The organism is Roseateles sp. P5_E1, assembly GCF_054049335.1.
Window position 1 is genome coordinate 1 of the sequence record NZ_JBFUMN010000184.1, and the last position, 736, is coordinate 736.

The following is a 736-nucleotide window of genomic DNA, read 5'->3' on the forward strand; positions in this document are numbered from 1 at the left end:
CGCGAAGGCGATCAGGGTGCCCATCGAGGTCAGCTCGCCGAGGATGTCCAGCGGGAACAGCGCTGCCAGCAGGGCGATGCCGATACCGGTGATCACCGTGTTGATGTGCGGGGTGCGGTACTTGGGATGGATCTTGGTGAACACCGGCGGCAGCAGCCCGTCGCGTCCCATGATCATGAAGATGCGCGGCTGCCCGATGATCATCACCAGCACCACCGAAGACAGGCCGATCAATGCGCCGATCTCGACCACGATGCGCAGCCAGCCCAGCTGCGGGTGCGCGGCCACGGCGGTGACCACCGGCTCATCGGTGCCCAGCAGGGCGTAGGGCACCAGCCCGGTCATGACCGCAGCCATGGCGATGTACAGCACCGTGCAGATCACCAGCGAGAGCAGCATGCCGATCGGCATGTCGCGCTGCGGCCGGTGCGATTCCTGCGCGGCCACCGAGACGGCCTCGAAGCCGATGTAGGCGAAGAACACCATCGCCGCGCCGCGCAGTACGCCTTCAAAGCCGTACTTGCCCGGTCCCTCGTTGGCGGGGATGAACGGGGTCCAGTTGGCCGGGTCGACGTACTTCCAGCCGGCGATGATCACCAGCACGATCAGCCCGGTCTTCAGCACGACCATGGCCATGTTCATCGCCGAGGACTTGCTGATGCCCACGTAGCACAGCCAGGTCAGCAGCAGCACCAGGATGGCGGCCGGAATATTGGCGATCGCACCGGTCGGGCGC

General features: G+C 65.9%; 1 protein-coding gene. It reads right to left on the minus strand.

What is annotated here, in order from left to right; all coding sequences use genetic code 11:
* Nucleotides 1–720, minus strand: a 720-nt coding sequence (locus ACXJKJ_RS30500) for an amino acid permease (RefSeq protein WP_457395174.1), incomplete at its 3' end; no start/stop codon positions are given.
* Between the last annotated feature and the right edge of the window lie 16 nt (nt 721–736).